The organism is Brevibacterium sp. S22 (assembly GCF_004745485.1).
Taxonomy (GTDB): Bacteria; Actinomycetota; Actinomycetes; order Actinomycetales; family Brevibacteriaceae; genus Brevibacterium.
In genome coordinates this window covers 14,909-41,243 of the sequence record NZ_RHFG01000031.1, presented here as the reverse complement: position 1 = coordinate 41,243, position 26,335 = coordinate 14,909, and the positions used below count along the sequence as shown (strand labels likewise).

25 protein-coding genes are annotated in these 26,335 nt (G+C 64.7%); 5 read left to right on the top strand and 20 right to left on the bottom strand.

The genetic code is table 11. From position 1 onward, the window contains the following. Positions 1 to 119: 119 nt before the first annotated feature. Together EB835_RS17820 and EB835_RS17815 are read right to left on the bottom strand one after the other, a co-directional pair. Entirely contained in the window at positions 120 to 356 is a 237-nt protein-coding gene (locus EB835_RS17820; protein ID WP_240688838.1) for a thiolase family protein, read from the bottom strand. A 90-nt stretch (positions 357 to 446) separates the two neighbouring features. Next, positions 447 to 1,190 carry an SDR family oxidoreductase gene (locus tag EB835_RS17815; protein ID WP_135810789.1) on the bottom strand — a complete coding sequence of 248 codons (744 nt, stop codon included), beginning with the start codon at positions 1,188 to 1,190 and terminating at the stop codon, positions 447 to 449. A 408-nt stretch (positions 1,191 to 1,598) separates the two neighbouring features. On the opposite strand from EB835_RS17815, the gene EB835_RS17810 reads away from it, so the two are divergent. From EB835_RS17810 to EB835_RS17790, 5 genes are all read left to right on the top strand, one after another. Further along, complete coding sequence (locus EB835_RS17810; protein WP_240688837.1) at positions 1,599 to 2,846, top strand: ABC transporter substrate-binding protein; 1,248 nt, start codon at positions 1,599 to 1,601, stop codon at positions 2,844 to 2,846. Positions 2,847 to 2,932: 86 nt separating this feature from the next. After that, entirely contained in the window at positions 2,933 to 3,799 is an 867-nt protein-coding gene (locus EB835_RS17805; RefSeq protein ID WP_135810788.1) for a branched-chain amino acid ABC transporter permease, read from the top strand. Positions 3,800 to 3,804: 5 nt separating this feature from the next. Further along, positions 3,805 to 4,911 (top strand): branched-chain amino acid ABC transporter permease, encoded by a 1,107-nt coding sequence (locus EB835_RS17800; protein WP_240688836.1) that lies wholly within the window; start codon positions 3,805 to 3,807, stop codon positions 4,909 to 4,911. Further along, positions 4,908 to 5,681 carry an ABC transporter ATP-binding protein gene (locus EB835_RS17795; protein WP_135810786.1) on the top strand — a complete coding sequence of 258 codons (774 nt, stop codon included), beginning with the start codon at positions 4,908 to 4,910 and terminating at the stop codon, positions 5,679 to 5,681. The genes EB835_RS17800 and EB835_RS17795 overlap by 4 nt, the downstream gene beginning before the upstream one ends. After that, on the top strand, positions 5,681 to 6,385 hold the full coding sequence (locus EB835_RS17790; RefSeq protein WP_135810785.1) for an ABC transporter ATP-binding protein: 705 nt from the start codon (positions 5,681 to 5,683) through the stop codon (positions 6,383 to 6,385). The genes EB835_RS17795 and EB835_RS17790 overlap by 1 nt, the downstream gene beginning before the upstream one ends. Before the next feature lie 184 nt (positions 6,386 to 6,569). Here EB835_RS17790 and EB835_RS17785 read toward each other — a convergent pair whose 3' ends face one another. The 18 genes from EB835_RS17785 to steA all read right to left on the bottom strand — a co-directional run bounded on the left by EB835_RS17785 (position 6,570) and on the right by steA (position 26,329). Continuing rightward, entirely contained in the window at positions 6,570 to 7,196 is a 627-nt protein-coding gene (locus EB835_RS17785; protein WP_135810784.1) for an L-threonylcarbamoyladenylate synthase, read from the bottom strand. 148 nt (positions 7,197 to 7,344) lie between these two features. Beyond that, positions 7,345 to 8,790 carry an AI-2E family transporter gene (locus tag EB835_RS17780; RefSeq protein WP_240688835.1) on the bottom strand — a complete coding sequence of 482 codons (1,446 nt, stop codon included), beginning with the start codon at positions 8,788 to 8,790 and terminating at the stop codon, positions 7,345 to 7,347. Beyond that, on the bottom strand, positions 8,791 to 10,302 hold the full coding sequence (der, locus tag EB835_RS17775) for a ribosome biogenesis GTPase Der (RefSeq protein WP_135810783.1): 1,512 nt from the start codon (positions 10,300 to 10,302) through the stop codon (positions 8,791 to 8,793). Further along, a complete protein-coding gene (cmk, locus tag EB835_RS17770; protein ID WP_135810782.1) occupies positions 10,299 to 10,958 on the bottom strand; it encodes a (d)CMP kinase in 660 nt (219 codons plus the stop codon). Before cmk ends, der begins: the two co-directional genes overlap by 4 nt. Then, positions 10,955 to 12,043, bottom strand: a complete 1,089-nt coding sequence (locus EB835_RS17765) for a prephenate dehydrogenase (protein ID WP_135810781.1) — start codon at positions 12,041 to 12,043, stop codon at positions 10,955 to 10,957. Before EB835_RS17765 ends, cmk begins: the two co-directional genes overlap by 4 nt. Beyond that, positions 12,040 to 12,900: a pseudouridine synthase gene (locus tag EB835_RS17760; protein ID WP_135810780.1), complete on the bottom strand. Its 861-nt coding sequence runs from the start codon at positions 12,898 to 12,900 to the stop codon at positions 12,040 to 12,042. The genes EB835_RS17765 and EB835_RS17760 overlap by 4 nt, the downstream gene beginning before the upstream one ends. Positions 12,901 to 12,917: 17 nt before the next feature. After that, on the bottom strand, positions 12,918 to 13,625 hold the full coding sequence (scpB, locus tag EB835_RS17755) for an SMC-Scp complex subunit ScpB (protein ID WP_135810779.1): 708 nt from the start codon (positions 13,623 to 13,625) through the stop codon (positions 12,918 to 12,920). Beyond that, positions 13,622 to 14,422 carry a segregation and condensation protein A gene (locus EB835_RS17750; RefSeq protein WP_240688834.1) on the bottom strand — a complete coding sequence of 267 codons (801 nt, stop codon included), beginning with the start codon at positions 14,420 to 14,422 and terminating at the stop codon, positions 13,622 to 13,624. The genes scpB and EB835_RS17750 overlap by 4 nt, the downstream gene beginning before the upstream one ends. Positions 14,423 to 14,595: 173 nt before the next feature. Then, positions 14,596 to 15,462, bottom strand: coding sequence for a ParA family protein (locus tag EB835_RS17745; protein ID WP_135810778.1), 867 nt, complete (start codon positions 15,460 to 15,462; stop codon positions 14,596 to 14,598). Between the two features lie 38 nt (positions 15,463 to 15,500). Then, complete coding sequence (gene xerD / locus EB835_RS17740; RefSeq protein WP_135810777.1) at positions 15,501 to 16,451, bottom strand: site-specific tyrosine recombinase XerD; 951 nt, start codon at positions 16,449 to 16,451, stop codon at positions 15,501 to 15,503. Between the two features lie 6 nt (positions 16,452 to 16,457). After that, a complete protein-coding gene (locus tag EB835_RS17735; RefSeq protein WP_135810776.1) occupies positions 16,458 to 17,153 on the bottom strand; it encodes an NUDIX domain-containing protein in 696 nt (231 codons plus the stop codon). Positions 17,154 to 17,241: 88 nt separating this feature from the next. Further along, positions 17,242 to 18,933 (bottom strand): CTP synthase, encoded by a 1,692-nt coding sequence (locus EB835_RS17730; RefSeq protein ID WP_135810775.1) that lies wholly within the window; start codon positions 18,931 to 18,933, stop codon positions 17,242 to 17,244. Then, a complete protein-coding gene (locus tag EB835_RS17725; protein WP_135810774.1) occupies positions 18,930 to 20,066 on the bottom strand; it encodes a glycosyltransferase in 1,137 nt (378 codons plus the stop codon). Before EB835_RS17725 ends, EB835_RS17730 begins: the two co-directional genes overlap by 4 nt. A 33-nt stretch (positions 20,067 to 20,099) precedes the next feature. Next, a complete protein-coding gene (locus tag EB835_RS17720) occupies positions 20,100 to 21,389 on the bottom strand; it encodes a glycosyltransferase family 4 protein (RefSeq protein WP_135810773.1) in 1,290 nt (429 codons plus the stop codon). Beyond that, positions 21,386 to 23,245: a murein biosynthesis integral membrane protein MurJ gene (locus EB835_RS17715; protein WP_135810772.1), complete on the bottom strand. Its 1,860-nt coding sequence runs from the start codon at positions 23,243 to 23,245 to the stop codon at positions 21,386 to 21,388. The genes EB835_RS17720 and EB835_RS17715 overlap by 4 nt, the downstream gene beginning before the upstream one ends. Further along, complete coding sequence (locus EB835_RS17710; protein ID WP_135810771.1) at positions 23,242 to 24,108, bottom strand: hypothetical protein; 867 nt, start codon at positions 24,106 to 24,108, stop codon at positions 23,242 to 23,244. Before EB835_RS17710 ends, EB835_RS17715 begins: the two co-directional genes overlap by 4 nt. Further along, positions 24,105 to 25,097: a copper transporter gene (locus EB835_RS17705; RefSeq protein WP_135810770.1), complete on the bottom strand. Its 993-nt coding sequence runs from the start codon at positions 25,095 to 25,097 to the stop codon at positions 24,105 to 24,107. Before EB835_RS17705 ends, EB835_RS17710 begins: the two co-directional genes overlap by 4 nt. Continuing rightward, positions 25,094 to 26,329 (bottom strand): putative cytokinetic ring protein SteA, encoded by a 1,236-nt coding sequence (steA, locus tag EB835_RS17700; protein ID WP_135810769.1) that lies wholly within the window; start codon positions 26,327 to 26,329, stop codon positions 25,094 to 25,096. Before steA ends, EB835_RS17705 begins: the two co-directional genes overlap by 4 nt. Positions 26,330 to 26,335: the final 6 nt, after the last annotated feature.

The following is a 26,335-nucleotide window of genomic DNA, read 5'->3' as shown; positions in this document are numbered from 1 at the left end:
GGTTCAAAGCGACCTGGATGACGTCGTCGCGGAATTCTTTCGGGTAGGGCTGTGGCATGGTGTCTATCCTTCCAGGCTTGCCTATGAACAAGCCAGATTAGATGTCACCTAACCCTGCATCAGTCCCGACCGGCTCGCAGAGCTGCCTGCCGAGCCACGTTCGTACCTTGACTGCCCTGCTGCAGAGCCGCGCCGAGGACGACGTCCTCGACCTCTCCTCCTTCCAGGCCGGCACGGTCCACGGCATGCTTGATCGCGTGCCCCGCGAGTTCCTGGGCCTGGGTGTCGTTGAAGGCACCCCTGTATGCCTTGCCGATCGGCGTACGCGCCGTCGAGACGATGACTGCTTCTCTCATGGGTCTGTCCCTTCCAAGTTGTCGAACAGTGCATTGCGACTTCGTCGGTTGTCGAACTTCGAACCGAAGATCTGTTGGTGGTGCCGAGGGTCAGTCCTTCGGGCCACCGGCAACGTAGATGACCTGGCCGGAGACGAATCCGGAGCCTTCGGACGCGAGGAACGACGCTGTGTGGGCGATATCCTCCGGTTTGCCAGAACGGGCCGCAGGAATCTGCTGGACCGACGCTTCGACGAATTCTTCGAAGCCCATCCCCACTCGCTCTGCAGTCGCCTTGGTCATATCGGTTTCGATGAAGCCGGGAGCGATGGCATTCGCGGTGATGCCGAACTTGCCGAGCTCGATCGCCCAGGTCTTCGTGATGCCTTGGATACCGGCCTTGGCGGCGGAGTAGTTCGTCTGTCCGCGGTTGCCCTGCGCCGAGGTGGAGGACATCGAGATGATGCGCCCGAACTTCTCTTCGACCATGTACGACTGCACGGCTTTGGCCATGAGGAAGGCCCCGCCGAGGTGGACGGAGAGGACCTTGTTGAACTCCTCGTAGGTCATCTTGAACAGGAGATTGTCGCGAAGGATGCCGGCGTTGTTGACGAGAACCGTCGGCGCGCCCAGGGTCTCGGCCACCTGCTTGACCGCAGCATTGACAGAGTCCTCGTCGGAGACGTCGGCTTCGAGGCCGAGAGCTTCGCCACCGGCTCCCTTGATGGCGGCGACGGTCTCATCGGTGGGGCCCATGTCGAGAACGGCGACCTTGAGTCCGTCGGCTCCGAGCCGCTTGGCGATGGCGGCGCCGATGCCGCGGCCTCCACCGGTGACGATTGCTGTACGAGTCATGAACAAGCTCCTCAAGATGATGTTGATATTGCAGTAGGGAACCCAGTGCTCAACTGCGTTTCGCGTCTGCACTTGACCTGATGTGACTCAGGTCTCCCACTATGTCATGCCCACTTTAGACCAACTCCGTCACTGAACGATTGTTTGCTCACCTTTCAGACTCGTAGTGCGTCGGATGCTTCAGCATCTCGAACTCAAGCTGCAGATCTCGGCTCGTGTGGCTCCCGACCTCGACTTATACTCTCCAGTCCTGCTTCAGCTTTGAAGATTATCGAACGTTCAAAAATCTAGCCCAAAACCATTGACTTCACCAGGACGATTTGGAAGTGTTCACATCAGTCGAAGTCCATTTCGGATGGACGACGACTCCGAGAACTGTCACTGATGACAACTCGAACAACGTGTGGAATGACCTCGTTCCAGGAGCTTTTCAAAGGAGAAAAGATGGACTCTATCTCGCGAAGTCGCCGCCGCAGGCTTTCGGCAGCCGCAGTTTTGGGTGCAATCGCATTGACTGCCACAGCATGCGGTGGTGGTAGCTCAAGTGAGGGCGACACAGTCGTCATCGGCTACACTGGACCGCTCAGCGGAGGAGGTGCCGCCTACGGCGAGAATGTGAAGATCGGCCTCGAGATGGTCATCGACGACCTCAATGCAGATGGTGTCGAAGTGGATGGCAATCCTGTCACGCTGGAGTTGAAATCCCTCGACGACAAATACGCACCATCCACCGCTGCAAGCAATGCTCAGCGATTGGCCGATCAGGACGAGGCCCCTGTAGTAGTCTCCCCAAATGCAGGAGCGATCAAGGCGATTCAGCAGATCAACAGCGGCAGGTCGAATTTCCTGATCTCCGCGTACACCTCCGATCCGGCGATCGTACAAGCGGACAACCCTCTGACGATGATGATTCCTCCGAATTTCGAGTCCTATGCTGAGGAGTTCTCCGAAACCGCTATGAAACATGGGGGCGAGAAGCTCGCTTTGCTCGGAACTCAGAGCGAGTACGGGCAGCAGTGGACCAAGTCGATCACGGACGCCTGGAGCGAGGCCAGCGGGAAGATCGGCGGAGACAACAGCATCGACTACGCCACCGTGTCCGACTTCGCAGGCCCCGTCTCGAAAGCCCTGGCTGAGAAGCCTGACGCGATTTTCGTCGGCGGCCCATCCCAACCGACTGCTCTGATCATGGAAGAAGCTCGCAAGCAGGGCTTCGAGGGCAGCTTCCTCGTGATGGATCAGGCGAAGCTGGATGAGATGGCGACGGTGACGAAGCTCGACAATCTCAAGAATTCGGTCGGAGTCCTGCCCGTCTCCGAGTATGAAGATCCGGGTACCGAGGACTTCCTGAAGAAGTTCGGGGAGAAAGCCGGCGAAAAGAAGGTCCCGACCAGCGAGACGGCGCTGAATTACCAAGGAATCGCGATTATCGCGAAGGCGATGGAAGTTGCGGGGACGACGGACGACCCCGAGAAGATTCGCGAGGCAATCAATGAGGCGTTGCCGGAAGTTGATGACAAGTACAAGGTCAATGGCTTCCCCGATGAAATCACGGAACAGGGCCACCTACTCAGTCCCAACCTGGAGGCAACTTTCCTCGATGAGGACGGTGAGTACACAAAGGTGCCGATCGAACAGGTATCCGACGACAAGTAACTTCCGTCAGCGGCTGTTCTGAAGGTGAGGCACATCAGTGTGCCTCACCCTGGCCGCACTCATGCCTGCAGAGGACCCGATTGATCATGACCCTCTTCATCCAACAACTCTTCAATGGCCTCGCGCTGGGCGGCGTCTACTGCCTTGCTGCGATCGGTCTGACATTGGTGTTCGGAGTGCTGCGCATTCCCAATCTTGCCCACGGTGCGCTGTATATGCTCGGTGCCTACATCACCTACTTCTTCCTCACAACCGTCGGCGTTCCCTATATCGCCGCGATCGGCATCGCGGCGATTATGCTCTTCGTCGTCGGGGTCGGGCTCGAGCGCCTCGTCTTCCACCCCTTGCGCAACTCCCCGCACACTCACCACATGATCGCGGCCGTCGGCGCGATGTTCTTCTTCCAAGCACTGGCCCAGGCCATCTGGGGCGCTGACTTCCGTCGCATGGACACACCGATCACCGGCGAGCTGCGAATTCTCGGCGCCGAGATCTCTGCGCAGCGGATCGTCATCATCGTCACCGCTGTGATCGTCCTGGCGTTGTTGGCGTGGTTCATCAAGCGTTCCATCCATGGTCAGACGATCGAAGCGATCGAACAGGATCGCGTCGGAGCCTCTCTTGTCGGCATCAACCCTTCGATGGTGGCGATGCTGACGCTGGGGTTGTCGGCCCTTCTGGCCACCATCGCGGCCGGCCTCGTCGCGCCGATCAATCTCCTGTCGCCGACGATGGGCGACGCACTCAATCTCAAGGTGTTCGCCATCATCATCCTCGGCGGGCTCGGATCACTTCCGGGTGCCATTGTCGGCGGCTTCGCACTCGCCATCGCAGAGACGATGACGGCGACCTACATCTCCTCAGCAGTCGGAGAGACCGTGGCCTTCGTCGTTCTCGTCGCCGTACTGGCCATCAAACCCAATGGACTGTTCACGAAGGCGGTGCAGCGATGAACTCAATGAAGAATCCTCGAATCATCGGCACCATCGCCGTCATCATCCTCCTCGGCCTGACACCATTGGCGTTTGCGCAGGAGAACTACACGATGCGGGTGATCACCGTCGGCATGTGTGCGGCGATCGCAGTCTACGGTCTCAACATCATCCTCGGCTTCACGGGACAGCTGAACCTGGCCCAAGGCGGATTCTTCGGCATCGGAGCCTATGGGGTGGGGCTGCTCACCACCGATTACGAGTGGACGTTCTGGGCAGCCTTCGTCGTGTCCGTCATCGGAACCGCGGTGATCGGCTACCTCTGCGGACTCCTTGCGCTGCGGACCAAGGATGAGTACTTCGCCATCTTCACAATGGCGATCGGCTTCATCATCTTCCTCGTGATCAGCCGCTGGGAGTCCGTCACCCACGCACATTCCGGAGTCAACAATGTGAAATTCCCCGAAGGCGGAGGACTCGTCGACTTCGAGTCTCCGGTTGCGATGTTCTACCTCGTCTTCGCCATCCTGCTCGTCTGTGTCTACACGACCTATGCGATTCGCCGCTCTAGCGTGGGCCGCACACTGCTGACCATCAGAACGAGCGAAGACCTGGCGGATGCGATCGGTGTGCGCGTCGGCTTCAGCAAACAGCTCGCGTTCGCCGCATCGGCCGTCTTCGGAGGAATCGGCGGAGGACTCTATGCGACTGTGGTCGGCTTCATCGGACCCGATTCGGCATCGATCGACAAGACCTTCGAGTTCCTCATGTTCATTCTCGTCGGAGGAATGGGCACGGTCGCCGGCCCCCTGCTTGGAAGCATGATCGTGACGTTCCTGTTCGAACTGTTCCAGGACTTCCAGGCCTATCGATTCATCGTGCTGGGACCCATCATCGTCGCCCTCGTGATCTTCGCACCGCGAGGAATCATCGGCTACCTCGGCGGGTTCGTCGACAAACGCAGTCGACGACGCAGGGTGGAAGAAGCTCGCGGAGCCGAAGACGATCGTGGTTCGGCAGACTCTTCGAACTCCGACGAGCCGGACTACCGACCCGAACGGAACGTCGCGGGCGGGGCCGAGTCGAATGCCAGCCGGTCCGGAGACACCACCTCTTCCGAGGAGACGAAATGACATTGCTTGAAATACGCGGCCTCGGTAAGCGCTTCGGCGGACTCGATGCGGTCAAGGACGTGAGCCTGGACGTCGAGGAGGGTCTGATCACCGCGGTCATCGGTCCCAATGGTGCCGGCAAGTCAACCCTGTTCAACCTTGTCCATGGTTTCTATCGGCCCACTGCCGGGACCATCAGTTTCAAGGGTGAGGACATCACTCATTCGTCCCCGCACCGTACTGTGGCCGGCGGCATTGCCCGCACATTCCAGACAACGAACCTGTTCGATGACAGCACCCTGCTGGAGAACGTCCTGGCCGGTCGGATCGTCCGTTCGAAGTCCAACGTCTTCGACGCTGTCTTCCACACACCTCGCCACCGACGTGAGACATGCATCAACGAAGACAAGGCTGTGGAAGCTCTTGAGTTCTGCGGGGTCGCGGAATACCAACACGATCTGGCGTCCAATGTTCCGCAGGAGGTGCAGAAGCGCACCGCAGTGGCAATGGCGTTGGCCACGGAGCCTGAGCTGCTACTGCTCGATGAACCCGCCGGCGGCATCCCCGAAGAGGAAACTGTCGATTTCGGCAATCTCATTCGGTCATTGCCGCAGCGAGGGGTCTCCGTCCTCCTCGTCGAACACAAGATGACAATGATCATGGACCTCGCGGACACGATCCTCGTCCTCGACCACGGGCAGAAGCTGGCGCTCGGTGTACCAGCGGAGATCCAATCCGATCCGGACGTCATCCGCGCCTATCTCGGTTCGACTGCACAGGAGGAGAACTGATGCTCACGCTCGACAATGTCAGCGCCGGATACGATGCGACCGATGTGCTCCATGGCGTGAGCATCACTGCTCGCCCCGGAGAGCTCACCGTCATCCTCGGAGCGAATGGATCCGGCAAGACCACTCTGTTCAAAACCATCAGCGGACTGATGCGTGTACGTGCCGGGTCGATCGCCTACGAGGGACGACAGCTTCATCGAGCCCGTCCCAACGCGATCGTCAAGGCCGGTATCGCGCACTGTCCCGAAGGTCGCCATCTTTTCGGCAAGATGTCGGTGGAGAAGAACCTGCGTCTGGGGTCCTACCCTCACCGGAACAGTTCTCGAACCGAAGAGATCTACGCTGAAGTCCTCGATCTGTTTCCGATCCTCAAGGAGAAGTCGAAGCAGCCGGCAGGCTCCTTGTCCGGCGGACAACAGCAGATGGTAGCGATCGGCCGAGCGCTGATGTCGGATCCGAGCCTGCTGATCCTGGATGAGCCGTCGATGGGTTTGGCGCCCATCGTCGTCGAGCAAGTCCTCGAATCGGTCGCCCAGATTAATCGCAATGGAATCGGAGTTCTGCTCAGTGAGCAGAATGCGAAGGCATCGCTGGCGATCGCCCACCGAGGATATGTCCTCGCTGAGGGGCGGATCGTCCTCGCCGATGATGCCTCACGGCTGCTCAACAACCCTGAGGTGCAGGCTGCCTATCTCGGCCTCTGAGAAACACGCGCGGATTTCCCGACCGGGGAGGCAAGAACGTCGATAGGAAATCTCGCCGAGGCGGCCCAGCCACCTCGGCGAGATTCCGTTGACTCGTTCTGTCTGTCAGTCCGGCGTGCTGTCTGTCAGTCCGGCGTGTTCAGCCGGGCACGATCGGTTCGCTACGCAAGTCGCCCCGCCACATTCACTCGTCGACGAACCGGGAGACGTCCCCGGCTCCGACTCGGGCCACTTCGGGGAACTTGCCGGTGAAATCGATGACCGAAGTCGGCACGACACCTGGCACACCGGACTCGATGACGATGTCGAGGTCATTGCCGAGCTGATCCATGACATCCTCGGCGTGGGTCAGCGGATCCTCGTCACCTGGCAGCAGGAGCGTCGAGGACAGGATCGGCTCCCCCATCGCCTCGACGAGGGCGAGTGCCGTGACGTTCTGCGGAATCCGCGCACCGACCGAATGCTTCTTCGGGTGCATCATCCGACGCGGAACTTCCTTCGTCCCCTTCATGATGAACGTGTACGGCCCCGGAGTCATCGACTTGATGGCACGGAAGTCGGAATTGCCGACGATGACGAACTGACCCAGTTGGGCGAAGTCGTGGCACATCAGCGTGAAATGGTGCTTCGAGCCGAGGTGTCGGATGCGGGTGATCCGTTCGATGCCTTCCTTGTTGCCCAAGGCACAGCCGAGGGCATAACAGGAATCCGTGGGATAGGCGATCAGGCCACCGTTTCTGAGGGATTCGGCGGCCTTCTCGATCAGTCGGTCCTGCGGGTTCTCCGGATGGATACTCAGTAGTGTCGCCATACTTCATGCTAACCACTCTGTCGTCACAGTGCGAGGGGTTGACGGACAACCGAGACTCCGAGTGTGAGCGCGGGCAGCTTCGAGCAGACGCTGCGGGCCCCTTCGTGCGAACCCCGCGGGCCCTATCGAACCGAGTCCACGGACCCATTCAGGCCGCCGCCACAGGCTCCTTCATCCCCTTGACCAGTTCGGCCCGGCCGGTATCGGGATCCGATGCGAGAAGGATATTGACCCATCTGGCCTTCGGATCCGCGTCGACCAGCAGCGCTTTGATCAGCAGGGTCGCCGGCAGCGCCAGCAGGGCCCCGAGCCAACCGAGGATCCAGACCCAGAACAGCAGCGACAGGAACGAGACCAACGGGGTGACGCCGACGGATTCGCCCGTGAACTTCGGCTGGATGATCGCCTGGATGACGAAGTTGAGCACACTGTAGGCGATGACCACCCACAGCGCCGACTGCCAGCCGCTGTCGACCAGCGCCAGCAGCGCCGGCGGGATGAGGCCGATGACGAATCCGATGTTCGGGATGTAGTTCGTCAGGAAAGCGAGCACGCCCCACACCCAGATGAGCGGAACGTCGATGATCGCCAATGCGATGACATCGAGGAAAGCGACGATGAGGCCGAAGATCGTGGCCACCACCCAGTAGCGGCGGACACCGCTGGCGAAGTCACCGATCGACGCCGCCAGCGAGGGCTTCGCGTCGAGCAGCATCCCCATCCGCCTGTCGATGCCCATCGAATCCATCGCCACGAAGAACACCGCCATGATCACCGTGGTCAGCAGTCCGGCGACCGAGGACACGTTCGTCAGCAGCGGGTAGATCGCGTCGAGGACGGAGCGGACGTCGAAAGCCGAGAGCTGCTGTTGGATCACCGAGGACGTCACCCCGATGTCCGAGAGCAGCCCCAATGTGTTCTGGTATGTGTTGACGAGTTCGTTGCTGTAGCTGGGGATGAGGATGACGAGCTCGGCGACCGACCATGCGGTGAGTCCGAAGAACGCGACGATCATGCACAGCACGAGGACGACCGAGATGCACGCCCCGATCGCCCGCGGCACCTTGATCCTGGTGAGCATGCGCTGCACCGGGTAGACGACGATATAGAAGTTCAGTGCGAGAAACACCGGAGCAACGATGTCCTGGAGTCCGCGGAAGAACATCAGCGCATAGGCCAGCCCCGCCAGAGTCACCGCAATCATCAAGGCCCGTGCCGGTGGCCGCGCATGCCAGGGTCGAGCCCCGTCGGCGTCGACCGATTCCTCACCGGAGGCGGAGGAAGAGCCCGCCGTCACCGAGGCTGCAGAACCCGAAGATTCCCCCACCGAGGCGGCTCGACCGTCCCGCTCGCCGGCTGAGGTTGAAGAACCCGAAGATTCCCCCACTGAGGCGGCAGAACCGGAAGGCTCCCCCACGGAGGAGACTCGCCCGTCCGTGCCGACCGCAGCGTGCACCGGCGTGCTCGATTCCGAACCAGTTTCCGTGACCGATTCTGAGGACGACGCAGACTCGGCCGAGTGCGCGGCATCGCCGGTGGTGTCGTCGGCACCGTCAGCGGCACCCGATGACTTCGTCTGCTCGTCCTCGTTCATTCAGCGTCCCCGACGCTTCTCGCGGATGCGCATCGACACCTCGATGGGTGTGCCCTTGAATCCGAAGGTCTCACGCAGACGACGGATGATGAACCGGCGATAGCCGGGGTCGAGGAAGCCGGTGGTGAAGAGCACGAACTTCGGCGGACGCGACTGCGCCTGAGTGCCGAAGAGGATGCGCGGCTGCTTGCCTCCCCGCACCGGGTGCGGGTTGGCCGCGACCAGCTCGCCGAGGAACGCATTGAGTCGACCCGTCGGAATGCGGGTGTCCCACCCCTCGAGCGCTGCTTCCATCGCCGGTACGAGCTTCTCGGCGTGACGTCCGGTCTTCGCCGAGATATTCACACGCGGTGCCCACGCCACATGGCCCAGGTCCCGTTCGATCTCCCGCTCCAGGTAGAAGCGACGCTCCTCATCCAGCAGATCCCACTTGTTGAATGCCAGCACCACGGCACGTCCCGCCTCGACGGCGGTCGTGACGATGCGGACGTCCTGCTCGCTCAGCGGGTCCTGGACCTCCATAAGGACGAGGGCCACCTCAGCGCGTTCGAGTGCGGTCTGCGTGCGCAGCGCCGCGTAGAAATCAGCGCCGCTGGCCTGATGGGCACGACGGCGGATACCGGCGGTGTCGACAAAGCGCCACTGCTTCTCACCCAGCTCGATGAGCTCATCGACGGGGTCGCGAGTGGTTCCGGCGACATTGTCCACGAGCACCCGGTCGCTGCCGATGAGCTGGTTGAGCAGGGACGACTTGCCGACGTTCGGGCGACCGACGAGAGCCACCCGACGGGGTCCGCCCTCTTCGACACGGGTGTCGACGGCCGAGACCTCGGGCAGGATCGTGAGCACTTCGTCGAGCAGATCGGCGACTCCCCGACCATGCAGAGCAGAGACGGTCCAGGGCTGACCGAGACCCAGGCCCCAGAGTTCGGCAGCCATGAGCTCACCGCGCTCGTCATCGACCTTGTTCGCCGCGAGGAGGACCGGCTTCTTCTTCCGCCGCAGCATCTTCACGACCATCTCATCGGTCGAGGTCGGGCCGGTCGTGGCATCGACGACGAGGACGACGGCGTCGGCCATGTCCACGGCGACCTCGGACTGGATCGCAATGCGCGAGGCCATGCCCTTCGAGTCCTGATCCCAACCGCCGGTGTCGACGAGGGTGAACTCCTTCGTGTTCCACTCCGCCCGGTAGCTCACCCGGTCACGGGTGACTCCGGGGACATCCTCGACGACGGCCTCGCGACGGCCGAGAATGCGGTTGACCAATGTCGACTTGCCGACGTTGGGACGGCCGACGACGGCCAGCACCGGTGCGGCGCCGAGCGACTCGTCTTCATCCTCGTCGAAGCCATAGGCGCGCAGCAGCGCACGGTCCTCGTCCTCGAGCGCATAGCTTTCGAGTCCGGCCTCGAGCGCGGTCGCCCGCTGCTCGGCCTCCTCGTCGCTGATGCCCTCGACACGATCGACGAGGTCGTCATCAGGTGTCTCGTGAAATTCGGATTCGCTCATTGTGAGTCCTTCACCAGCTGCAGCACCGTCTCGACCACCTGGTCGAAGTCGATGTCGCTGGTATCGAGTGTGTACACTCCGTCGGCGGCCTCGAGGAAGCTCGTCGTGGCGGAGTCCTTGGCGTCACGGCCGGTGACGAGGTCTTGGGTGGCGGCGACCGCCTCGGCGTCGGCATTGCCGTGCACTTCCTTGGCCCGGCGGGCCACACGGACCTCATCGCGGGCGGTCATGAGGATGCGCACATCGGCGTCCGGGGCCACGACGGTCGTGATGTCACGGCCCTCGACGACGATGCCCTCGGGTGCGGCCTTGATGTAGTCCCGCTGCATCTCGATGAGCTCCTCGCGGGCGTCGATGACGCCGGAGACCGTCTGCACGTTCGCCGACACGTCCTCCCCGCGGATGTCCTCGGTGACGTCGATGTCGTCGACGGAGACGAAGAATTCGTCGGGGCTCAGCGAGATCTCGAGATCCGCACCGCGGACCTGCTCGAGCACGTCGACGGGATCTGTGACCCCGCGGTTGAGGCACAGCCACGCCATCGCCCGGTACATCGCACCTGTGTCGAGGTACTGACAGCCCAGCCGTCGCGCCACCTCCTTGGCGGTGCTCGACTTGCCCACTCCGGACGGTCCGTCAATGGCTACGACGCTCATGCAGTTCCTTCTCTCTCAATGGCGGATTCGGGGATCTGCCATCCCTTGGACAGCAGACCGATCTCCAGCTCCTGCTGGATGGCCGGGACCACGGACACGTCGACCATGCCCAGTTTCCGACCGGAGGCGTGATCCATCCGGAAGTCCTCGACATTGACACCGAGGTCGCCGATGTCCATGAACAGCCGGGCCAGCATCCCCGGCCTGTCCGGAACCAGGATCGTGACAACAGCATAGGTGGTCGGCGCCTGCCCGTGCTTGCCGGGAATCCGGTCATGACCCTCATTGCCCAAGGCGATCGCCTTGGCCAGCAGCCCGGTCGACCCGGGACCGAGTTCCAGCGCCCCGATGACCTCATCGAGTTCGGTCCGCAGATCCACGAGCACGGACCGGACCTCCTCGGCGTTTCCGGTCAGGATCTGCGTCCACAGACCCGGATCGGAAGCGGCGATGCGGGTGACATCGCGCAGGCCCTGCCCGGCCAGGGAGATCTCCTCCAGGGGCGCATGCCGCAGCTGGGAGGCCACCAGGGAAGACACGATCTGCGGCACATGCGAGACCTTCGCCACCGCGGCATCGTGGATGCGCGGGTCCAGGTGGAGCACCGAGGCGCCCGTGTCCTCAGCCATGGCGATGACCTCGCCGAGGCGGTCGGCCGGTGTGTCCTCATCCGAGCAGATCACCCATGGTCGGGCGGTGAAGAGGTCCGACTGTGCGGCGATCGCCCCGGACTTCTCGCGTCCGGCCATCGGATGGCAGCCGATATATCGATCGAGTTGGTCAGCGGTGACCAGTTCCCGCACCGCTTCGAGCAGGCGGGTCTTGACGCTGGCGACGTCGGTGACCGTGGCGTTCGGGTAGTCCTCGAGCGCTGCGGCGATGACCTGGGCGGCCACATCGGGCGGGGTCGCGACGACGACGATGTCCGGGTGTGCGGGCGCACCGACATCTCCGGCGCCGAGGTCCGCGGCGAGCTGCTGCGCGGTCGGCGACGTGTCTTCGAGGGTCACCTGGTGGCCTTTTGCGCTCAACGCCAACCCCAGGCTGGCACCGAGCAGGCCGGTGCCGATGATGTGGACTCTCACAGACCGACGGCCTCGAACAGTGCACCGACCTCATCGGAGCGCAGCGGGCGGATCTTGCCCTGCTTCTGCTCGTCGAGGACGATGGGTCCGAACTTCAGTCGCACGAGGCGTTCGACCGGGTGGCCGATCTCGGCCAGCAGGCGGCGCACGATGCGGTTGCGGCCGGAATGGAGGGTGAGTTCGACGACGGACTTGCCCGGGGCCGAATCGACGAGTCTGAAGTCATCGACCTTCACGAAACCGTCTTCGAGGTCGATTCCGGCCTTGAGGATGGCCCCGGCGTCCTTCGCCAGCTGGCCTTTGACCTTCGCGAGGTAGGTCTTCGGGATCTCATAACGCGGATGGGCCAGGCGGTTGCTCAGCTCCCCGTCGTTGGTGAGCAGGATGATGCCTTCGGTTTCGGTGTCGAGGCGACCGATGTGGAAGAGGCGCTCGGTGTTGTTGCGCACATAGTCGGCCAGGCAGGGCCGACCTTCGGGATCGCTCATGGTCGACACGACTCCCGCGGGCTTGTTGAGCACGAGGTAGACCTTCTTGGTCTGTGTCGAAATTCTCACTGTGTCCACATACACGGACTGCGTTTCGGGGTCGATCCGGGTGCCCAGTTCGGTCACGATGCTGCCGTCGACCTCGACCCGTCCCTCGACGATGAGCTGTTCGCAGGCACGACGTGAGCCCAGGCCCGCCTCGGCGAGCACTTTCTGCAGCCGCACACCCCCGCTGACGTGGGCATCCGATGCCTGACCGGCACCCGAACCGCCCTTCTTGGAGGCCTGATCGGCGGTCGCTGCGCGCTGTTTTCGGCTGGGTCGGTTCTGGCGCCCGCCGGGGGCGCGGTGATCACGGTAGGGACTCATACTTCCATTCTCTCAAATCAATCAGCGACTCGTGACATCTCGGCGCTGTCATCGGCGATATCGTCGCCGGTGACCTCCGCTGCGCCGGCGTCATGTGTGTGCGGGACGGCCGGAAGATCGTCGTCCTCGTCAAGGCCGTCGTCGATCTCGGCGAGCACCTCGGTGTCCTCGTTGCCGAGTTCGGCGACATCGGCGTCTTCGGGCAGGTAGGGGGCGATGTCGGGCAGATCGTCGATCGCGTTCATGCCCATCGTGTCGAGGAACTGGGGGGTAGTGGCGTAGAGCAGCGCCGAGGTGGATGCCTCCTTGCCGGCTTCGACGATGAGTCCGCGCAGCAGCAGGGTGCGGATGACGCCGTCGACGCTGACTCCGCGGATGGCGGCGATGCGGGGGCGGGAGATCGGCTGCCGGTAGGCGATGACGGCGAGAGTCTCGAGTGCTGCTTGGGACAGCTTCGCACTCTGCCCGGCAGTGAGGAAGTCCTTGACGACTTCGTGGTAGTCGCCGCGGGAGAAGATGCGGAAGCCTCCCGCGACGTGGCGGATCTCGAACCCGCGCTGTCGCCGGTTCTCGTCGCCGTCGTAGTCGGCTTTGAGGGTGCGGACGGCTTCGAGGACGGTGTCCTCGTCGAGTCCGAGAGAACTCGCGAGGTCGGCGGCGCTGACGGCCGAATCAGTGATCATGAGTACGGCTTCGACGCCGGCGAGGATCTCATCGTCGATCATGCTTCTTCTCCCCCAACGTCGTCTTCGTCTTCGTCGGCGCTCCAGGCGCCTTCGGTGCGCAGGTCCACTCCGTCCTCGTTCATCTCCGTGCGGTGGATGAGCAGTCGTCCCAAAGGTTCTGGCTGGTCGAAGTCGCAGAGTCCGACCTTGAACAGCTCGAGCAGGGCGAGGAACCTCGCCACGACGACCAGAGTGTTGTCGGCGGTTTCGAGCAGATCCTGGAAGTCGACGTCTCCGGCGCGCAGCAGTGCGAGGATGTGCCCGCGCTGTTCGGACACGCTGACCAGCGGCAGGTGGATATGGTCGACGGCCACGCTCGGCGGGGTGTGATCACGTTGGAGCACAGTGGCGAAGATCCCGGCCAGCTCACCAGGGCCGATGTTCAGCTCCAGCGGAGGCAGCACGTCCTGGAACTCGGCCTCGAGTCCGACATCGCGCGGGGCGCGGATTGATCCGGCGGCCATCGCCTCGGCGAGGTAGCCGGACACGGATTTGTACGCCTTGTACTGCAGGAGTCGAGCGAAGAGGAGGTCTCGGGCCTCGAGCAGTTCGAGGTCGAGGACCTCTTCACCGTCTTCGTGCGGCAGCAGTCGTGCGGTCTTGAGGTCGAGCAGGGTCGCGGCGACGAGGAGGAACTGGGAGATCTCGGCGAGGTTCGCCTGGTCCTTGAGCTCGGTGGTGTAGGCGATGAACTCGTCTGTCACCTCGGCCAGTGCGATCTCCGTGACGTCGAGGCGGCGCTTGGAGATCAGCCCCAGCAGCAGATCGAAGGGGCCGGTGAAGTTCTCCAACCGCACCTGGAAACCCTGCGCGGCGTCATCGCCGGCAGCATCTCCTTCGGCACTCGTGGTTCCTTCAGCATCTGCGTCTCTTTCGGGAGCCGCGACGCCTTCGACATCCGCGGATACTTCGCCAGAAGCGGCCTCATCTGAAACGGAAGCCGCTTCCTGCTCGTGGACTGCGGAGTCGCTCAGGGCGCGCCTCCGCGGGCGATGAGCTCCCGGGCGAGTCGACGGTAGGCTTCGGAGCCCGCGTGTCTGGGCGCGAAGCTCGTGATCGGTTCGGCTGCCACAGAGGCATCGGGGAACTTCACGGTGCGGTTGATGACGGTCTCAAAGACCTTGTCACCGAAGGCTTCGGTGACCCGCGACATGACTTCCTTCGAGTGCAGGGTCCGCGAGTCGAACATCGTGGCGAGGATTCCGTCGACCTCGAGTGAGGGGTTGAGTCGGTCCTGGACCTTTTCGATCGTCTCGACGAGGAGCGCGACACCGCGCAGTGCGAAGAACTCTGTCTCGAGCGGGATGACGACACCGTGGGCGGCGGTCAGCGCGTTGACGGTGAGCAGTCCCAGCGAGGGCTGGCAGTCGATGAGGATGACATCGTATTCGTCGGCGACCTTCGACAGGGCACGGGCGAGCACCTGCTCGCGGGCGACCTCGCCGACGAGTTGGACTTCGGCAGCGGAGAGGTCGATGTTCGCCGGCAGGATGTCGATGTTGTCGAAATCCGTCTCGACGATGACCTCGTGCGGGTCCAGCCGCGGGTTCATCAGCAGATTGTAGATGCTGATGTCGAGCTCATAGGGGTTGAGTCCCAGCCCCACGGACAGAGCGCCCTGCGGGTCGAAGTCGACGAGCAGCATCTTGCGGCCGTAGGCGGCCAGGGCCGCGCCGAGGTTGATCGACGAGGTCGTCTTCCCGACCCCGCCCTTCTGGTTGACCATCGCGATGATGCGGGCGGGCCCGTGCGAAGCCAGGGGTGCCGGTTCCGGGAATTCCTGGGGCTCACTTGCGGTCCCCTGCTGGGGGATGTCCAACGCCTCTTGCGTATTCATCACTCGGATGGCCACCTTTCGTTGCTCTGCATCCAACCCTACCGCGCCCGAGGGTGCGAGGTCGCGTACACTTCCCGCAGTGTCTCCTCACTGACCTTCGTATAGATCTGCGTCGTCGTCACCGATGCGTGTCCGAGCAGCTCCTGGACAACGCGGATGTCCGCTCCGCCTTCGAGCAGATGAGTGGCGAAGGAGTGCCGGAACGTGTGTGGAGAGACCTCTGCGTCGATCTTCGCCGCCTCGCCGGCGTCCTTGACGATCTGCCATGCCGAGACTCGGGACAGCCGGGTTCCGCGGGCGTTGAGGAACAGTGCCCCGGCCGGGGCCGAGGATTTCGCCTTCGCGGCCATCGACGGTCGCACCCGGGCCACCCACGCGCCCAGCGCTCGGGCAGCGTGGGATCCGACCGGCACGATCCGCTCCTTCCCACCCTTTCCGTAGAGCCGGACGAGTCCGGAGTCGAGGTCGAGATCATCGAGGTCGACCCCCACTGCTTCGGAGATGCGTGCACCCGTGGCGTAGAGGAGCTCGAGAAGGGCGGCGGCTCGGATCTGCACCGGCTCTTCCCCGTCCGTGGTCGCGATCATCGCTTCGATATCGTCGAGCGCCAGGGCCTTGGGCAGGCGCAGTCCCTCCTGGGGTGGGCTGACCTCTGAGGCGGGGTCCGTGGACGCGAGGCTCTCCCCCAACGCGAAGGTGTGGAAACGTCGCACCGCGACGAGAGCGCGTGCCCGAGTCCGCGGCGCCAGTCCCGAATCGAGCAGGTGGAGGCCGTAGCTCTCCACCTGCTGCCGATCGACCTCGCCGAGGCGGCTCACCCCCGCCTCGGCCAGCCACGTTCCGTACCGGGCGAGGTCACGAGCGTAGGCGTCGATGGAATTCATCGACAGTCCCCTCTCGAACCGCAGGGAGGACAGATAGGACTCGACTGCGCGCCGCAGATCCTCCGGCAGGTTCTCCGGCAGCAGTTCGGCGCCGTGCCGAGCCACGGCAGATCAGTCCTCCGTCGACTCGACCGTCACGCTCCGACCGAAATCGGGACGGCCGTCGACCAGCCGCCTCGGCGCATCGGTCTCGCGCAGTCGCACCGGTGTCCCTGAGGCTTCGGCGTCGAGGACTCGGGCGGTCTGAAGAATCGCCATCTGGGCGATGACGTTCGTGACCCGGCCTTCGGAGACAGCGGTGAGAGCCTCGCCGAGGCTGACCCACCGGAAACGGAATCCGGCTTCCTCTTCGCTGCGTTCGTGGCGCTGGGCCTCGGGAACGACGGTGAGGTCGCGGGCGAGGTAGAGGCGCATGGTCTCCGAGCTGCCGCCGGGGCTGAGGCAGGAGTCGGAGAGCACCTGCCAGTCACCGGCGGTGAGGTCGGCCTCTTCGCGCAGCTCACGTCGGGCCGCCTCGAGCAGCGGTTCGCCGGGCACGTCGAGCAGACCGGCGGGGACCTCCCACAGGCGGGCCCCGACCGGGTGTCGGTACTGCTGGACGAGGAGCATCCGCTGCTGGTCATCGACCACGGCGATGCCGACGGCGCCCGTGTGGTCCATGAGGTCGCGGACGAGCCCGCTCGCTTCGGGCAGGTCGAAGGTCTCCTTGCGGATGTCCCAGACCGCTCCGCGGTAGACGATGTCGGAGGCGGTGATGGTCGGTGTGAACGGTTCGTCCTGCAGGATCGGCTCTTGCGGTGTGCTCATCGGCTGCCTCTCAGATCTCGGCGGTGGTGGAACGGCGAATGCCGCCGGCGTTCTCGCCGGCGGCATTCACTGTGCTCATGGACAACGGTCACTTTCGCTCGAGTGCGGCGGCGACCAGACCGGCGAACAGCGGATGCGGTGAGGTCGGACGTGACTTCAGCTCCGGGTGCGCCTGAGTGGAGACGTAGAACGGGTGGGTGTCGCGAGGCAGTTCCACGAATTCGACGAGCTCACCGTTGGGCGATGTTCCGGAGAACTCGAGTCCCGCCTCGGCGAGCTGGTCGCGGTAGGTGTTGTTGACCTCGTAGCGGTGACGGTGACGTTCGCTGATCGTGTCCGCCCCGTACACGCCGGCCACGACGCTGCCCTCGGCGAGCTTCGCCTCGTAGGTGCCCAGGCGCATGGTGCCGCCCAGATCGCCTTCGCCTTCGACGATGGAGAGCTGTTCGGCCATGGTCGCGATGACCGGAACCGTGGTCTCGGGGTCGAATTCGGACGACGAGGCCGCCTCGATGCCGGCGACATTGCGTGCGTATTCGATGACCATGCACTGCAGACCCAGGCACAGACCGAGCGTCGGGATCTGGTGCGTGCGCGTGTATTCGAGTGCGCCGAGCTTGCCTTCGATGCCGCGGATGCCGAAGCCGCCGGGCACACAGATCGCGTCGAGACCGTCCAGAGCCGCAGCGGCCCCGGCCTCGGTGGCGCAGTCATCGGACTGGATCCACTTGATCGTGACCTTCGCGTCGTTGGCGAAGCCGCCGTGGCGCAGCGCCTCGGTGACGGAGAGGTAGGCGTCGGGCAGGTCGATGTACTTGCCGACGATGCCGATCGTGACTTCCCGGGACGGGTTGTGCACGCGTTCGAGCACCCAGTCCCACTTCGTCCAGTCGACGTCGCGGAAGGGCAGGTTGAGGTTGCGGATGACGAATACGTCGAGGCCGCCGTCGTGGAGGACCTTCGGGATGTCGTAGATGCTCGGGGCATCGACGCAGGACACGACCGCTTCGGTCTCGACGTCGCAGGCACCGGCGATCTTCGCCCGGATCGAGTCCGGCAGCTCACGGTCGGAACGCAGCACGATCGCATCGGGCTGGATGCCGATGGAGCGCAGAGTGGCCACGGAGTGCTGGGTCGGCTTCGTCTTCAGCTCACCGGAGGGCCCGAGGTAGGGCACAAGGGAGACATGGATGAAGAACACGTTGTCCCGCCCGATGTCGTGGCGGACCTGGCGGGCCGCCTCGAGGAAGGGCTGTGATTCGATATCGCCGACGGTGCCGCCGATCTCGGTGATGATGACATCGGGGCGGTCCGCCTCGGGGCGTTCGGCCTGAGCGCGCATCCGCGCCTTGATCTCATCGGTGATGTGCGGGATGACCTGGACGGTGTCGCCGAGGTAGGCACCGCGGCGTTCCTTCGCGATGACCGAGGAGTACACCTGACCGGTCGTGACGTTCGCGGCACCGTCGAGGTCGTTGTCGAGGAAGCGCTCGTAGTGGCCGATGTCGAGGTCGGTCTCAGCACCGTCCTCGGTGACGAAGACCTCACCGTGCTGGAAGGGATTCATCGTGCCGGGATCCACATTGAGGTAGGGATCCAATTTCTGCATGGCCACCGTGAGGCCGCGCTGAGTGAGCAGATGTCCGAGGCTCGATGCCGTCAGACCCTTGCCCAACGAGGAGGCGACGCCTCCCGTGACGAAGATGTGCTTTGCCGTATGTGTGCCGCCTGGGCCAGTTCGATTCACCACGGGATTTGATTCTATCAAAGACCGGCTCATGAACCGGAGACGGCGTCGACCTCGGCGTACAGATCGAGCAGCGTTTCGGAGATCGCCGCCCCGTTGCTCACGTCGATGACCCGCTTCTTTGCTGCCACAGCCGACGTTCCGCGGCCGGCCGGATCATCGAGAAGATGATTGATCTCACGCAGCAGCGCGTCCGTGTCATCGGCGGGAACGGCCTTCGCAGCCTCTCCCCAGATGCCGGCGCGGCGTTCGCTGCCGATGAAGACGGCCGGCTTCGACAGCTGCATGAGGTCTTCGTGGGACAGTCCCGTCATGGTTTCGCTGGCGATGACGACGTCGGCGGCGGCCGCCACATCGACGAGGTCGCCGGCCGGAGCGACGAGGACTCCGCGGTCGGCGAATTCGCGGGAGATCGTCGAGCGGTCCTTGCCGGTGCCGGTGAGGACGAAGACGACGTTGCGCTCGCGGCGGCGCTGGTTGATCTGGTCGGCGGCGTCGAGCACCGTCGCCAGGGCCGTGTGGTCACGCAGGGCGATGGGGCTGGCGACCATCCAGGTGCCTTGAGAGACGCCGAGTTCGCTGCGGACCTCGGCGCGCGGTGTGCGCACCGTCAGGTCGACGTCGATGTCCGGGTGGACGAGTTCGGCGCGTTCGACGACGGGGATCCGGCCGCCGTAGTAGTCGACGACGGGTTCGGTCGTGCCGAGCACCGCGGTCGCGGTGCGGCCGACGATCTCGGCTCCGGTCTTCTCGATGACGTTCGCGGAGTCGAAGGATTCGATGGTGGCGACGAGCTTGGGGTGCAGGCGGACGGGCAGGCCGGTGAAGGCCAGGCCGGCGAGCGTCGCCGCGTGCAGTCCGTGTGCGTGGACGATGTCCACGTGCTGGTAGTACTTGTGAAGAGTGAAGGCGGTGTTCGGGTCGGCCATCGAGAAGCGTCTGCGTGCCGCGAGCTCGATCTCACGGAATTCGCCGGAGAGTTCCTCCGGAACACCGAAGGTGCCCAGCAGTGACCGGTGCGCGGCGACAGCGACCTTGAAGCCGGCCCGGAGGTGACCGAGCACGGCGAGCTTCGCCACTTCGACGACGGGACCGGTGGTATCGGCGAGCACGTGCAGAATCCTCGTGTCTGCGCTCAGTGGGTTGACCTCGCCGGATTCGCTCATTTCCTCATCCTCTTCTTTCGTTCGACGCTGGTTCTAGCCTACCTGGGCAGACCCGAGTTCCGTGTAAAGACCTGCGAGTTCTTCAGCGACTTCCTTCTCGTCGGGAAGCTCGGCTCCGCGCGCTGCCGCTCGCCGGCCGAGTTCGGCGCGGCGGGCGGGATCGACGGCGAGTTCGGCGACGGCGGCTGCGAAGGCGGCGTCATCGTCATGGTCGATGAGAATCCCAGCGTCGCCGACGAGTTCGGCGGTGCCGCCGGTGGCGGTGGCCACGATCGCTCTGCCGGAGATGAGCGCCTCCTGGAGTACGAGGGCGCGGGCTTCCCACACACTGGTGAGCGCGTAGATGTCCGCGGCGGCCGCGAGTTCGGCGATGTCGTCACGCGGTCCGAGGAAATGCAGGGCCGGAATCGCCGAGGCGGCCGCGGCCTCGGCGTATTGGGCGCTGCCCGAACCGCGCTGGGCGCTGCCCGAATCACGTTGTGCACCGTCCGAATCTCGCTGGGCACTGTCCGAACCGCGCTGTGTGCGCAGCGACTCGTACTGTGCCTGCAGCTGAGCGAGCACCGATTCGTCGGCGGCACCGGCGATGAGGACGACCACCTGGGCGGGATGGCTCGCTTCGTCGGCACGTCCGCTCGCAGGTGATGCCCGCTCTTCACCGAGGCGGCCGATGGCGCGGATGAGCATCGGGTAGTTCTTCTGCGGTGCCACGCGTCCGACGGCGAGAACGATGAGTGCACCCTCGTCGAAGCCGTACTCGGCGGCGAGCTCGGCTCGGGTGGCGGCGGCCGCCTCGGCGGGGATCTGCTCGACGTGCGGTGCCGCGGCCGGAAGGAAACGAGCGTCGTGCGCACCGAGTTCGCGGGCCCGGTCGACGAGGTCGGAACTGGCACCGAGGACGAGGTCGGCCCCACGGGCGAGCATCGTCTCGACACGGGCTTCGACCTTGCCGCGCAGTCCCTGCCCGCTGGCTTGATTGTGGAGGCTGAGGACGAATTCCGGTCGGGCCCTGACGGTGCGCAGGGTCAGCAGGGTGATGAGTCCGGCCCGGAAGCCGTGGGCGTGGACGATGTCCGGAGCGAAGCTGCGCAGCAGTATGCGCTGTCGCCGAATGAGGGCCGCGTCGGAGGCCCCGATGCCGGTGCCGAGCTCGAGCACGCCGAACCGGACTCTGGGCAGCAGGGAGAAGCCGAAGTGTTCGTCGGTGGCGGCGGGGCCGATGACGCCGACCTCGTGCCCGGCGGCGGCGAGGTCACGGGCGAGTGCGTGCACATGGGTGCCGACTCCCCCGGTGGAGGTGCCGATGACGAAGACGATCCTCATGAGTCTTCCTCCCTGTCGGTGTCTCTGGATCCGTGGTCTCTGCTGGGTCTGCCGCCGGAGTCGGTGGTGCTGCTGCCCGCGTCAGTGGTGCCGATGTCTGTGTCGGTGATGCGGTCTGCGTCAATGGCGCTGTCGGTGTCGACGGCGGTGGAGGCTGCCGGGTTCGCCACGGCCGCCTGTGTTGTCGTCTCATCATTGACGCCGGCTCGGTTGCGGTCGGCGAGCAGACCGCGGATCTCGCTGAGGAACCCGCGGTCGATGACGAGGACGATGACTCCGAACACCACACAGCCGAGCAGTGCGGCGATGACTCCGGCGATGACCGCCGAACTCGCGGAGTTGTCGAGCAGCCCGCCGAGCCACTGCGAGGTGACGATGCCGGCGGCTCCGGCGACGACGGCGGCGCCGAGTGCGAGCAGACCGCGACGACCGACCAGGGCGAGGCCGGAGGGCCCGAGCACCCGACGGATGGAGACGAGCAGGGCACCGCCGGCCACGCTCATGCCGAGCACGTAGCCGCAGCAGATCGCGACCAGGGTCAGTCCGGGGTCCCCGTCTGCGTCCGTGATGAGGATGGCGGCGATCATGCCGACGATGACGAGGATCCACCCGGTGGTCGTGGCCGCCGCCGAATGGCGGGAGCGCTCCACTGCGTAGAACACGCGGGTGCCCCAGGCGACGAACGACCAGCCCGGCACGGCCAGGGCCATGACCATGATTGCGCCGGCCATCGAGTCGAAGGGGATGGAGGCGACGTCCTTGGCTGCGTCGATCGCGGTGAAGAAGGTCTGCAGCGGTGCGGCGGCAGAGAGCAGGATGACGGCCCCGAGTCCGCCGATGGTGAGGATGAGCGCGGTCGTCGTCGACGTCACAGCGCGCAGTCTCAACCCGGCGTCGGCACGGTCGTGCTCGTTCGCCTCGGTGTCGGTGGACCGTCCCACCCAGGTCGACAGGGTCGGGAACATCACGGTGGCCACCGGCACGGCGAGCACGGCATAGGGAAGGAGGTAGACGGCGTTGATGTAGCTGAAGAGGACGAAAGTGCCTTTGCCGCCCGAATGGTTCGACAGGGTCAGTGTGGCCAGCACGGCCGCCTGCTGTGCCAGCAGGGCTGCCATTCCGGCTCCGGCCAGGCGGAGGGCTCGGTGAGCGACTCCGGGAGGGAAGGAGAAGGTGGGGCGCAGCCTGAGACCAGTCGAGGACATCGGCAGTGCCAAGGGCAGGGCGAGTGCGGCGACGCCGAGGGTGGTGCCCCATCCCAGCCAGCCGAGGTGAGTCTGCCACGTGTCGTCATTGCCGCCGACAGATGAATAGGCGATATAGCAGCCGATGACGACGAGGCTGGACAGCAGCGGGGCGAAGGCCGGCCAGAGGAACTTCCGGTGGGCCTGCAGGACACCGGTGAGCACCGCGCCGATTCCGTAGAGGACGAGCTGCGGGGAGAACATCAGCAGCAGCTTCGCGGTCGCGTGGACCTCCGAATCGGTGGACTCCACGTCGACGAGGAGACTCGCGATGGGTTCGGCGAAGACGGCGAGCAGGATCGACAGCGGCAGCGTCACCGACACCGCCCAGGTCAGCAGTCCGGACGCTGTCCGGCCGGCAGTGGCGCGGTCCGAGCGGGCCAGCGGGATCGCGAGCAGCGGGATGACCGCTCCGGCCAGCGCCCCGCCGGCGACGACCTCGAAGAGGATGTTCGGGACCTGGTTCGCACTCTGGTAGGCGGTGCCGACGGTGCCGGCGCCGACGGTCGGTGAGAACACCAACCAGCGGAGGAATCCGACCAGTCGGGTCAGCAGGGTGATGATCGATACGAGCAGCGCCGTGGAGGCGAGGACTCGAACGAGCTTGCTCACACGACCTCGCGGCCGAACGAGTCGATCTCCCGCAGGCCGGGGGTCGATTCGATGACGGAGGTGAAGGACACCTTCTCGCTGGCCAGGGTGAGTCCGGCGAGGACGGCGAGGATGAGTCGACGCTGTGCGGGGCTGGCGGTTTCGGCGAGGACCACACCGATCGCCGCACCCAGGGCGTTGGCGCCGGTGTCGCCGAGCATCGCATCACCGGCGAGGTCGTCGGGCCACGCGGCGGCGGTGACTCCGGCGATCGCCCCGGCCGGCGCCCACGAAACGCGGCGCTCGTGCTCGGTGAACGCCAGAGTGAGCGCTCCGGCCTTGAGCGCCCGGCCGGGCCGGAGGTCGAGGAGGTTGAACAGGTTCGCCGATCCGGCGATCACTCCCCCGGCGACGATGACATCGGCAGTGACCGCATACCAAGGGCGGCCGACCTTCTGGCCGAAGCCGAAGAGTCCGGTCGGGTGGGTGCGGCTGCGCAGGATTGCGGCGGCCGCGATCGATGCGAGCGGGATGCCGGTGACCTTGACGGCCCCGGTGGTGATCTCACCGCGAGCCAGTGCCGACAAGTGCCCGCGCAGTCCTTTGGAGGAACCGGATTCACAGAAGTCGTCGACGGCGCCGAGGCCGCCGGATATCGCCGTGGCCAGCAGGGTCGCCGTCCGCTGGCGGGAGTCCTCGATGAGCAGGCTGCCGGCCAGCAGTCCGGCAGCGACGGCGGGGCCTTCGGCGAGTGAGACCTCGTGCCCGGCGTGGTTGGTGCGCACCACGCGTTGATGAGTGCGCAGCCGCGATCTCAGCACGGCTTTCGTCACGGTGAAGCCGGCGAGTCCGGCGACGGCGGTGCTGACGATGGAGCGGATCATTGCGGGTCCTCCTTCTTCGACTCATCGGACGTCTGCTCTTCGGTTTTGCCCGGCAGGATGCCTTCGGCGTCCTCGGCGAATCCGAAGTGCCCGTGGCTTCCTGCCTCCCCGGCGGCCAGTGCGCGCACGGTGATGACGGGGCCGGCACCGAGGGCGAGTCCGTCGACGGTGCTGGCGCGGGATTTCTCCGTCCGCAGCACATTGACGAGTCCGTTCTGTGCCGAAGCGGCGTCACCGGCGACGACCACCGAGGTGGCTTCAGCGGTGAGTGCGGTGACGAAGTCGGTGACGAGGGTCCGGGTGCCCTTGTCGTCGGTGGCCTGCGGGCTGGGCTCAGTGTCCTCGGCCAGTGTCGAGTTCTCATCGTCGATGACGATGAACAGCGAGGTCGTCTTGTGGTCGGTGTCGGTGCGCAGACGGTCGGATTCGACGAAGGCGTCGTAGAGTTTCGTCGACTGCTTCTCCGCATCGGCCTGGTCGTCCTCGTCTTCGAGCATCGAGGCATCACCGGTCAGGGCGATGACGAGGGCAGCGCGGATCGCTGTCGAATCGTCCTTCGGCAGGTTCGGCACGAGGGTGCGCAGCTTCTTGAGGAACTGGTCAGAATCGTCGAGGCTGAGCGTGTTCGGCACGAACGACACATCGCCGGCGATGGTGCCGTCGGCCTCCTTGACCCGGTTGCTGACCTCTTCGACCTGTTCGGAGTCCGCGTCCGGGCCGGCGATGATGCTCACTTCCTGCCCGTCGAGGATGCCGTCGATGAGTTCCGGGGCTGCGGCGGTGACGAATTCGTTCTGCTTGTCGATATTGCCTTTGGCCGCGTCGAGATCCGAGCGCAGGTTGTCACGGTCCGAGCGCAGGGCGTCGACCTGAGACTGCAGGGATTCCCCGATCGGCTCCTTCAGCGGTCCCGCGCCGAGGACGATGCCGACGGCGAGGGCGAGGAACACCGAGACGAGGGAGACGAGGTGGTAGCGGAAGTCAATCACGGGGTCAGTCCTTGGATGAGGCCGGCGGAGTCGGTCGATGCTGCGGGGTCGCCGCCGAACAGGGAGCCGATCCAGCCGAAGAGGCCGTCGAGTTGGGCGGCGATGAGGCCGAGGAAGGTCTGTCCGGCCGAGGTCGCGGTCATCGCCACACCGAGGGCGACGAGGCCTGAGATGATGAGCACGGCCAGCTGCAGGCTGGAGATGCGCTGTCGGTAGAGCAGGGATACGCCCTTGGCGTCGATGAGCTTCGAACCCACGCGCAGACGGGTGATGAAGGTCGAGGCCATACCTTTGCGACCCTTGTCGAGGAACTCCATGACGGTGTCGTGGGTGCCGACGGCGACGATGAGTTCGGCGCCTTTGTCATCGGCGAGCAGCATGGCGATGTCTTCGCTGGTGCCCGAGGCCGCGAAGGCCACACATTCGACACCGAGGGATTCGACCCGTTCGGTGCCCGGGGCGGTGCCGTCCCGGTAGGCGTGGACGACGATCTCGGCTCCCGAGGTCAGTGCGGTGTCGGATACGGAGTCCATATCCCCGACGATCATGTCGGGTCGGTAGCCGGCTTCGATGATGGCGTCGGCTCCGCCGTCGACACCGATGAGCAGCGGCCGGTATTCGCGGATATAGGAGGCCAGAATCGCCAGGTCCTCCTTGTAGTGGTACCCGCGGACGACGATGAGCACATGCCGGTCGGTGAACTTGGTCTTCACTTCGGGCACGACGAGTTCGGCCGAGAGCAGGTCGGAGTCCTTGCGGATGTATTCGATCGTGTTGTCGATGAAGTCCACGAGCACGGAGTTCATTCCGGCTTCGGCGGCGTGCATGTCTGTGGCGATCGTCTCGGCCGTCTGCAGGACTCCCGTGGCCACCTCGGTGTCGTCGAGGTAGACGGTCGCGCCCTCGATGGAGATCTCGGCCTCTTCGTCGACGGTGTCGAAGATCTCTGCCCCGGCGGCGTCGAGGAGGGGGATGCCGGCCTCGACGATGATGCTCGGGCCGAGGTTCGGGTAGCGACCGGAGATCGATTTGTCGGCGTTGATCACTGCGGCCGGTCGACAGGCGACGAGGGCTTCGGCGGAGATGCGGTCGATGTCGGAGTGTTTGATGATGGCGATGTCGCCTGCTTGGAGGCGTTTCGTCAGATTCTTTGTGCGTCGGTCCAGGCGGGCAGGAGCGGGACCGGACCGGGTCGGTGCGGTGAGGTTCTCGCGGTGTCTACGCACTTTCATGGTCCG

Coding starts and splice junctions, on each gene's coding strand:
- EB835_RS17805 (WP_135810788.1), top strand. CDS start 2,933: ATGACCCTCTTCATCCAACAACTCTTCAATGGCCTCGCGCTGGGCGGC.
- EB835_RS17795 (WP_135810786.1), top strand. CDS start 4,908: ATGACATTGCTTGAAATACGCGGCCTCGGTAAGCGCTTCGGCGGACTC.
- EB835_RS17815 (WP_135810789.1), bottom strand. CDS start 1,190: ATGACTCGTACAGCAATCGTCACCGGTGGAGGCCGCGGCATCGGCGCC.
- EB835_RS17735 (WP_135810776.1), bottom strand. CDS start 17,153: ATGAGCACACCGCAAGAGCCGATCCTGCAGGACGAACCGTTCACACCG.
- EB835_RS17800 (WP_240688836.1), top strand. CDS start 3,805: ATGAAGAATCCTCGAATCATCGGCACCATCGCCGTCATCATCCTCCTC.
- EB835_RS17820 (WP_240688838.1), bottom strand. CDS start 356: ATGAGAGAAGCAGTCATCGTCTCGACGGCGCGTACGCCGATCGGCAAG.
- der (WP_135810783.1), bottom strand. CDS start 10,302: ATGAGCGAATCCGAATTTCACGAGACACCTGATGACGACCTCGTCGAT.
- EB835_RS17730 (WP_135810775.1), bottom strand. CDS start 18,933: ATGAGCCGGTCTTTGATAGAATCAAATCCCGTGGTGAATCGAACTGGC.
- EB835_RS17760 (WP_135810780.1), bottom strand. CDS start 12,900: ATGAGTCCCTACCGTGATCACCGCGCCCCCGGCGGGCGCCAGAACCGA.
- EB835_RS17710 (WP_135810771.1), bottom strand. CDS start 24,108: ATGATCCGCTCCATCGTCAGCACCGCCGTCGCCGGACTCGCCGGCTTC.
- EB835_RS17745 (WP_135810778.1), bottom strand. CDS start 15,462: ATGAATACGCAAGAGGCGTTGGACATCCCCCAGCAGGGGACCGCAAGT.
- EB835_RS17725 (WP_135810774.1), bottom strand. CDS start 20,066: ATGAGCGAATCCGGCGAGGTCAACCCACTGAGCGCAGACACGAGGATT.
- EB835_RS17785 (WP_135810784.1), bottom strand. CDS start 7,196: ATGGCGACACTACTGAGTATCCATCCGGAGAACCCGCAGGACCGACTG.
- scpB (WP_135810779.1), bottom strand. CDS start 13,625: ATGATCGACGATGAGATCCTCGCCGGCGTCGAAGCCGTACTCATGATC.
- EB835_RS17720 (WP_135810773.1), bottom strand. CDS start 21,389: ATGAGGATCGTCTTCGTCATCGGCACCTCCACCGGGGGAGTCGGCACC.
- steA (WP_135810769.1), bottom strand. CDS start 26,329: ATGAAAGTGCGTAGACACCGCGAGAACCTCACCGCACCGACCCGGTCC.
- EB835_RS17780 (WP_240688835.1), bottom strand. CDS start 8,790: ATGAACGAGGACGAGCAGACGAAGTCATCGGGTGCCGCTGACGGTGCC.
- cmk (WP_135810782.1), bottom strand. CDS start 10,958: ATGAGCGTCGTAGCCATTGACGGACCGTCCGGAGTGGGCAAGTCGAGC.
- EB835_RS17790 (WP_135810785.1), top strand. CDS start 5,681: ATGCTCACGCTCGACAATGTCAGCGCCGGATACGATGCGACCGATGTG.
- EB835_RS17810 (WP_240688837.1), top strand. CDS start 1,599: ATGACCTCGTTCCAGGAGCTTTTCAAAGGAGAAAAGATGGACTCTATC.